The sequence below is a fragment of the Nocardia sp. NPDC002869 genome (genome assembly GCF_046764065.1).
Classification (GTDB): domain Bacteria; phylum Actinomycetota; class Actinomycetes; order Mycobacteriales; family Mycobacteriaceae; genus Nocardia; species Nocardia rhamnosiphila.
This window is the reverse complement of sequence record NZ_JBKOOL010000071.1, coordinates 21,416-27,415: the sequence shown is the minus strand read 5'-3', so window position 1 is coordinate 27,415 and position 6,000 is coordinate 21,416. Positions and strand designations below refer to the sequence as shown.

At 68.7% G+C, this 6,000-nt stretch carries 6 protein-coding genes and 1 tRNA gene; 3 read left to right on the top strand and 4 right to left on the bottom strand.

The window, feature by feature from the left end; genetic code table 11:
* The first annotated feature begins 149 nt into the window (after positions 1-149).
* The 3 genes from ACLML9_RS15335 (at position 150) to ACLML9_RS15325 (ending at position 1,309) form a co-directional block, all read left to right on the top strand.
* Positions 150-485, top strand: coding sequence for a hypothetical protein (locus ACLML9_RS15335; RefSeq protein WP_411946155.1), 336 nt, complete (start codon positions 150-152; stop codon positions 483-485).
* Between the two features lie 2 nt (positions 486-487).
* Entirely contained in the window at positions 488-619 is a 132-nt protein-coding gene (locus tag ACLML9_RS15330; RefSeq protein WP_411946154.1) for a hypothetical protein, read from the top strand.
* 513 nt (positions 620-1,132) lie between these two features.
* The gene (locus ACLML9_RS15325) at positions 1,133-1,309 is read left to right on the top strand and encodes a helix-turn-helix domain-containing protein (protein WP_411946153.1); all 177 of its coding nucleotides are present in this window, start codon (positions 1,133-1,135) and stop codon (positions 1,307-1,309) included.
* Between the two features lie 184 nt (positions 1,310-1,493).
* Here the strand turns inward: ACLML9_RS15325 and ACLML9_RS15320 are convergent.
* The 4 genes from ACLML9_RS15320 to pgm all read right to left on the bottom strand — a co-directional run bounded on the left by ACLML9_RS15320 (position 1,494) and on the right by pgm (position 5,816).
* A tRNA-Ala gene (locus tag ACLML9_RS15320) sits at positions 1,494-1,569 on the bottom strand.
* 94 nt (positions 1,570-1,663) lie between these two features.
* Positions 1,664-2,401 carry a DsbA family protein gene (locus ACLML9_RS15315; protein WP_411946152.1) on the bottom strand — a complete coding sequence of 246 codons (738 nt, stop codon included), beginning with the start codon at positions 2,399-2,401 and terminating at the stop codon, positions 1,664-1,666.
* A 57-nt stretch (positions 2,402-2,458) separates the two neighbouring features.
* The gene (locus ACLML9_RS15310; RefSeq protein WP_411946158.1) at positions 2,459-3,709 is read right to left on the bottom strand and encodes an MFS transporter; all 1,251 of its coding nucleotides are present in this window, start codon (positions 3,707-3,709) and stop codon (positions 2,459-2,461) included.
* Positions 3,710-4,178: 469 nt separating this feature from the next.
* The gene (gene pgm / locus ACLML9_RS15305; protein WP_411946151.1) at positions 4,179-5,816 is read right to left on the bottom strand and encodes a phosphoglucomutase (alpha-D-glucose-1,6-bisphosphate-dependent); all 1,638 of its coding nucleotides are present in this window, start codon (positions 5,814-5,816) and stop codon (positions 4,179-4,181) included.
* Between the last annotated feature and the right edge of the window lie 184 nt (positions 5,817-6,000).

Here is a 6,000-nt window from a genome sequence, read left to right as displayed (position 1 = left end):
TGACTTGCTTTCTTTCGGGTGCTATTGAATCGGGGCGCGGCTCGAAGGGCAACGGGGGGGCCGCGGGGGATTGGTCGGCGGGGGCGGACACGCGGTCATGCTGCATGGGATGGGCACAGTTCTCAGACGTTCGTGGCACCCCCGGCGAAGTGGCCGATGACGTGATCGCCGCGCTCGAGGCCGCCGGGCACTCAGTCACGATCGTTCGCCGGACCCCGGACCTGATGCAGCTCACAGTCACCTACCCCGACGGCTACACCTCCAAAGTCGACCTCGGCGTGTTCTGGCGCTCGCAATCACCGGTCCTGCTCGAGGTCGGGCCCGTCCTGCACCCCGACGACGCGGTCGCCGGCAAGATGGACGCCCTGTTCAACCGATGGGCACCACGCGACTACCTCGACATCGAGGCAATACTCGGCAGCGGTCGCTATTCACAGCAGCAGCTGATCACCATCGCCACCGAACACAACCCGGCTTCGACCTGACGATGTTCGCCGAGTCTCTGTCGTTCCTCCGCAGGATCGCCGACCGCGACTTCACCGCCTACGGAATCGACGCGAACACCATCACCGCAATGCGTGCACGCTTCGCGAGATGGGAAGACGAACTGACCAGCTGAGCGATGTCGAAGTCGCGGCACACACTCGGGGACACCAGCAGTTACCCCGTACACCAGCTGTGAGACTGACGTCGGTACGTCGGACTGACAGTGCAGGGTGGACCACCGACAAACGACATGATGGCCAGGGCGGGTGGTGCGGGCCGAGGATGGTCGTATGACAGCCTCGAACAGCACCACCACTCACTGGGCCGGGCTCCGGGTGGAGGGCGTCCGTCGCGACCCGCCCGACGCCAGGAAGATGGCGGCTACTCATCGACCTCGTGCGAACCCAGATGAACGATACCCCTCGGGAGTACGACGCTCCCGCCGCGATCGGCGACAAGAGTTCACCGCCGACACCGATTTCCACAGACCATCCTCCACGACGGCGACCACGCCGAATCGATCCCGACCAGACCGAGAACCTGATCCAGGGCCTACCTCGCGGGCGCGACGACCTATGAACTGGGCAACAGATTCGGTATCGACCGCCGCACCGTCAGCACGATCCTGCACCGACACAACATCCCGATGCGACGACGCGGCTTGTCCCCCGAACAAGTCGACCAAGCGATCGACCTCTACAAGCGAGGCTGGTCCCTGGCCAAGGTAGCCAGGCATCTCGCCGTCGACCCAACTACCGTCCTGAACCGCCTGCGCGAACGAGGCGTCCGCACTCGCGACACCCACGGACGAACCCGCCCCTGAAAACCGACAGCCAGTAGGCCTGCAAACCAGCCGAGCCTCCCGACCTGATCAACACCAGAAGCAAAGACACTTTAGGGGAACTAGAACCCCAAGAACCAGGATTTCCCCTGCTCAGCGCCCCGTCCAGGCTGAGCGTTCACCAACAACAGCAAACCCCCAGGCCTCTGACCTGGGGGTTCACCCATGGTGGAGCTAAGGGGACTCGAACCCCTGACCCCCACACTGCCAGTGTGGTGCGCTACCAGCTGCGCCATAGCCCCGGATGTCTGCCGCCGGTTCCCCGGCTGCCTGAACGAAGTTACACCACGGGGACGCCGGGCACCAAATCGCCTGGATTCCGGGTGAACGTCGAGGTCATGGCGCCAGCCGCTGGACCCACTCGGGTTCGTTGACATCGATCTTGGTGGTGCCGTCGAACACACTCGGGGTGGCCGCGGCGCCGTCGAGTGCCGCGGACAAGGCGTCGAGGGCGGCGGCGGCCTGATCGGTCACCTGGCCGCGGCGGGCGCCGCCGGTGATGCAGTCGCGGGCGGGTTGGGTGGCGCCGGATTCGGTCGCGATGGTGAGCAATTCCTCGTCGGTGAGCTCGGAGCCCTCGTCGGGCTGACGGGTGGTGAACAGGGTGTCGTGGAATTCGGAGTAGGCGACGCCGGAACCGGTGTCGGCGACGCACTGGAGGGCGGCGATGGCCCGGGTCGAGTAGTCACCGCTGGAGGATTTGGGGTCGAGGAAGTTCACGAAGCGGTAGTGGACGGCGAGCTTCCCCTCGTCCAGCTTCTGCGCGATTTCCTGGCCGTAGAGGGTTTCCAGGGTTCCGCAGGACGGGCACATGGGGTCTTCGTAGACCTCGATCGTCTTGGGGGCCTCGGGCCGGCCGAGCCGGACGCCACCGTCGGCCTGCAGGGCGGCGGTGACCGCCTCGTTGCGCACCGTGCCGTAGCCGTCGCTGCGCACCTCGGCCTGCTGGTTGCCGCCCCAGCGGTAGGCGAACACGACGATCAGCGCGATGAGGACCAGGGCCAGCGCACCGAGGGTGTAGGTGGTCCGGTTGGACATCGGCCGCGGGGTGTAGTCGGACGGCGAGTTGCTCACGCGACCACTCTGCCGTATCCGGGCGAACCGGTCACGCGCGAATCGTTCCGGCCCGGGTCAGGTGCGGTTTCCCGAGCCGCTGTCGGCGGTTGCGGGACCGGGACCACCGGCGATATCGGTGTGGTCGTCGCCGGAGGTCTTCGCCACGGAGACGCCGGAGCGCTCGGCGGTAGGGCCGGGTTCCGGTGCGGCGGGAGCGCGGTCCATCGGTTCGGGCACGATCAACCACGCCAGCGCCGCCACGGCGAGCAGCGAACCGGTGACGGCCAGGCCGGCGCCGTAGGACAGCCGCTGGGCGATGGCGCCGACCACAATCGGGCCCAGAACCGTCCCCAGGTCCTGGGACATCTGGAAACCGGCGAGCATGGTGCCGCCGCGGGCGCGATTGCCGATGATATCGCCGACGGCGGCCTGCTGGGCGGGGGTGAGTAGGCCCGACCCGATACCGGCGACGAACGAGGTGACCAGCAACCAGGTCAGGTCCGGAGCCAGGCCCAGGCCGGTGGTGCCGACCGCGCACACCAGCGCACCGGAGATCAGCAGCGGGCGGCGGCCGTAGCGGTCGGACAACCGCCCGGAGAAGAACAGCACGGTCGCGTTACCGGCCGCGAACACGGTGAGCGCGACACCCGCCATCCCGGACGGCTGACCCAGTACTTCGACCACCAGCAGCGGGACGAGCGCCATCCGGACCCCGAACACCGCCGCACCGCTGGCGAAGTTGGAGAACAGCGCCGCCCGGTACTCGGGACGCGCGAGCCCCTGCCGGAAACTGACGGTGGCCACATCGCGGCCGGTATCGGATTCGGTGAGGCGGGTATCGCGCAGGTTGAAGTAGACGACCGCGACCGCGAGCAGCAGCGCTACGGCGTAGATGAGGAACGGGGCGCGCAGACCGAAGCCGGCCAGCGCGCCGCCGATCAGCGGCCCGGACAGGCCGCCGATGAGGAAACAGGTCGACCACAGTCCGGTGACCCGTCCCCGTTCGGTGGCCGGGGAGAGCCGGATCACCAGCGCCATCGACGAGACAGTGAACATGGTCGACCCGACCCCGCCCAGCGAGCGCAGCACCATCAACTGCCAGTAGGTCTGGGCGAAGGCGCTCGCACCGGTGGAGATCGCCACGATGAGCAGGCCGACCAGGTAGATCCGCCGCTCCCCCAGCAGCTGCACGAGCCGGCCGCTGACCGGCGCGAACAGCAGCCGCATGGCGGCGAAGGCGCTCACGATGGCGGAGGCGGCCGCCACGCCCACACCGAAGCTGAGCGCGAACTGCGGCAGCACCGGGGACACCAGGCCGAACCCCATCGCGATACAGAAGGCGGCGCCGATCAGAACCCATATCTCGCTGGGTAGCGGGGGTTTGCCCGAGGTGTTCACACGCGGGCGGGCCGGGAGCAGACGGCGGAGTCCCGGCGTTCGCGGCCCGGCCTGTCCACCCGTTCGGTGCGCACTCCCGGATCCGGGTCGATCATCTGCCAGGGCCTCACCACTCACCCAGGCAGTCAACGCCGGGGTGGACCCGACAATTCCCCGCGCCGGCGTGGGGTTCACCGGGCCGGTCCGGGGGCACCGCTCGGAACGCGGCGGCGCGTCGGCGGTCCTCGGCCCTTGGTCGCTACCGGGCGTACGCCCGGCTCTCCGTCCTATCCTGCGTATGCCCCGGCCCCGGCCTCCGCCCGACCGACCCGGTCCCTGCCCGACCAACCCGGCTCCCGGCGGTTATTCGTCGATGGGCTCCGACCCGTAGGCCTCGGCCCGCCCGGGTTCCCGGCTGCTACCCGGCGGCCAGGACCCGCCCGACCATCTCCCGGGCCGCCTCCTGCACCTGCGCGAGGTGGTGGGCGCCGTGGAAGGACTCGGCGTAGATCTTGTACTTGTTCTCGGTGCCGGACGGCCGCGCGGCGAACCAGGCATTCTCGGTGCTCACCTTGAGTCCGCCCAGGGCGGCGCCGTTGCCGCGGGCTCGGGTGGCGATGTCGGTGATGGGTTCGCCCGCGATCTCGTCACCGGTCACCTGCTCAGGGCTGAGACCGGCGAGGAGTTTCTTCTGTTCCGGCTCGGCGGGAGCATCGATCCGGGCGTAGGCGGGACTACCGTAGCGGCGTTCGAGTTCGTGGTAGCGGGTCGAGGGGCTCTGCCCGGTGACCGCGGCGATCTCGGCGGCCAGCAGGGCCAGCAGGATGCCGTCCTTCTCGGTGGTCCACACGGTGCCGTCCATCCGGAGGAACGACGCGCCCGCGCTCTCCTCACCGCCGAAGGCGAGGCTTCCGCTGAACAACCCCGGGACGAACCATTTGAACCCGACCGGCACTTCGTACACGTCGCGGCCCAGCACACTCACCACCCGGTCGATCATCGAGGAGGTGACCGCGGTTTTACCGATCTTGGTGAGTGCGTCCCAGCCCCGCCGGTTCGCCACCAGGTATTCGATGGCCACCGCGAGGAAGTGGTTGGGGTTCATCAGGCCGCCGTCGGGGGTGACGATGCCGTGCCGGTCGGCGTCGGCGTCGTTCCCGGTGGAGATGTCGTAATCGTCGCGGATGGCCACCAGCGAGGCCATGGCGTGCGGAGAGGAGGGATCCATCCGGATCTGGCCGTCGCTGTCGAGCGTCATGAACCGCCAGGTGGGGTCGACACTCGGATTCACCACTTCGAGGTCGAGGTCGTAGCGCTGCCCGATCTCCTCCCAGTAATCGACGCTGGCGCCGCCCATGGGGTCGGCGCCGAGGCGGATCCCCGCGCCCCGGACGGCGTCGAGATTCAGTACCGCGGGCAGGTCGGCGATGTAGTGATCGAGGTAGTCGTAGCGCTGCACCGAGTCCATCGCACGGGTGAGGGGAGCGCGTTTCACCCCGGCCAGGCCGCCGCGCAGCAGTTCGTTGGCGCGTTCGGCGATGCTGTCGGTGGCGCCGGTATCGGCCGGGCCGCCGTGCGGGGGGTTGTATTTGATGCCGCCGTCGCGCGGGGGGTTGTGGGACGGGGTCACCACGATGCCGTCGGCCTGGGCCCGGGCGCCGTCCCGGTTGTGACGCACCACCGCGTGACTCAGCGCGGGCGTGGGGGTGTAGCGGCCGCGGGAATCGACCACGGCGCCGATATCATTGCCGGCCAGCACTTCCAGGACTGTCGTCCACGCCGGTTCGGACAGCGCGTGGGTGTCGCGGGCGAGATAGACCGGTCCGGTGATGCCCCGGGTCGCCCGGTATTCGACTACGGCCTGGGTGATGGCCAGGATATGCGCCTCGTTGAAGGTGCCGTCCAGACTCGAACCGCGGTGCCCGGAGGTACCGAAGATCACCCGCTGAGTGGGTTCGGCCGGGTCGGGCACCCGGCTGTAGTACGCGGTCACCAGCGCCGGAACATCCACCAGATCGCCGGGGCGGGCGGGCCGTCCGGCTCGATTATGGGCCATGCTCGGGTCTCCCTTCGTGGTCGGCCGCACGCGGCTGGTCATCGTGATCACCGGAACGGCCCCGCGGCCGCGTCCGGTGCTCCGGACCTTCCCGACACCATCATGACCCGACCCCTCTCGCTCGTACCGTACTGCGTTCAGCTCGTGCCGTACTGCGTTGCCATGCCGCGCCTTCCGGCCATCT